Annotated in this window: 3 protein-coding genes; all 3 read left to right on the forward strand. The window is 57.4% G+C overall.

The window, feature by feature from the left end:
- Nucleotide 1: 1 nt before the first annotated feature.
- From PVA19_RS22275 to PVA19_RS22285, 3 genes are read left to right on the forward strand one after another with little or no spacing between them, the layout of a single operon-like run.
- Nucleotides 2-748, forward strand: coding sequence for a formyltetrahydrofolate deformylase (locus PVA19_RS22275; RefSeq protein ID WP_062425148.1), 747 nt, complete (start codon nucleotides 2-4; stop codon nucleotides 746-748).
- A gap of 55 nt (nucleotides 749-803) precedes the next feature.
- Nucleotides 804-1100 carry a type II toxin-antitoxin system RelE/ParE family toxin gene (locus tag PVA19_RS22280; RefSeq protein WP_062598826.1) on the forward strand — a complete coding sequence of 99 codons (297 nt, stop codon included), beginning with the start codon at nucleotides 804-806 and terminating at the stop codon, nucleotides 1098-1100.
- A 3-nt stretch (nucleotides 1101-1103) separates the two neighbouring features.
- Complete coding sequence (locus tag PVA19_RS22285) at nucleotides 1104-1409, forward strand: addiction module antidote protein (protein WP_062439875.1); 306 nt, start codon at nucleotides 1104-1106, stop codon at nucleotides 1407-1409.
- The last annotated feature ends 93 nt before the right edge of the window (nucleotides 1410-1502 follow it).

A 1502-nucleotide genomic window follows, 5' to 3' on the forward strand; every position in this document is an offset into this window, starting at 1 on the left:
CATGCGCGTCTCCTTCATTTCGGAAGAGGGCGTGTCGCTTTCAGACATCAAGGAAGGCTTCAAGCCGGTTGCCGAGCGCTTCAAGATGGAAGCCGAAATTTTCAGCGATGGCGAACGCACCAAGACGCTGCTGATGGTCTCGCGTTTCGGTCATTGTCTCAACGATCTGCTCTATCGCTGGAAGATCGGCGCGCTGCCGATCGATATCGTCGGCGTCGTTTCCAACCACTTCGATTACCAGAAGGTTGTCGTCAACCACGACATTCCCTTCCACCACATCAAGGTGACGAAGGAAAACAAGCCGAAGGCCGAAGCGCAACTGAACGACCTGATCGAAAGCACCGGCACCGAACTCGTGGTCCTGGCACGCTACATGCAGGTGCTGTCAGACGACATGTGCCGCAAGATGTCCGGCAAGATCATCAACATCCACCACTCCTTCCTGCCAAGCTTCAAGGGCGCCAACCCCTACAAGCAGGCCTATGAGCGTGGCGTGAAGCTGATTGGCGCCACCGCCCACTACGTCACAGCCGATCTCGACGAAGGTCCGATCATCGAGCAGGACACGGTACGCATCACCCACGCCCAGTCGGCAGACGATTACGTCTCGCTTGGCCGCGATGTGGAAAGCCAGGTTCTGGCGCGTGCTATCCATGCGCATATCCACCACCGCACCTTCATCAACGGCAACCGCACCGTGGTCTTCCCGCCAAGCCCGGGTTCCTATGCGTCGGAGCGGATGGGGTAACGTTTCCGCCCACCATCATTCTTTGACAAATAGACAACCATAGTTTACACTTCAGATGTTCACCATTCGCGAAACAATGGAGTTCTCGAACTGGCTGACCAAGCTTAAAGACGTTCAGGCGCGAGCGCGGATTGTCCGGCGGGTCGATAGGCTCCAGCGGGGCAATCCCGGCGATGTCAAGCCGGTTGGCGAGGGCGTCAGTGAGCTGAGGATCGATTACGGTCCCGGCTACCGGGTCTATTTCATTCAGGAGGGTAAGCTCATTATCGTGCTGCTCTGCGGTGGAGATAAGAGCTCGCAGAGCCGGGACATTTCACAAGCCAAGGCACTTGCCAAGGCGTTGAAGGAGTAGGCCATGGCCGTGGAAACTCGTGAGTTCGACGCAGCACGTTATCTCGATAACGAAGAGGCAATCGCCGCTTATCTCGCTGACGCCACCGAGAGCGGCGACGCGGCAGAGATTGCACATGCCTTGGGCGTCGTAGCTCGCGCCAAGGGCATGACCGATCTGTCCAAGCAGACCGGCCTGTCCCGGCAGACACTCTACAAGGCGTTGAGCGGAGAAGGGAATCCAGAACTCGGCACCATCAGCAAGGTGGCCGATGCTCTGGGCTACAGGCTCTCTTTGGTCGCTAAAACGCAGACCGATGCCGCGGCTTAGAGCGCCGTGCGTCCTATTGGACGCACAAAGGACGCTCTATCTTCTTTGATCTACGCATCGTGCTTTCCGAAAATCGATTCCGATTTTCGGGCC

Origin of the sequence: Agrobacterium sp. CNPSo 3708 (assembly GCF_028674915.1) — a bacterium.
Lineage (GTDB): Bacteria > Pseudomonadota > Alphaproteobacteria > Rhizobiales > Rhizobiaceae > Agrobacterium > Agrobacterium cavarae.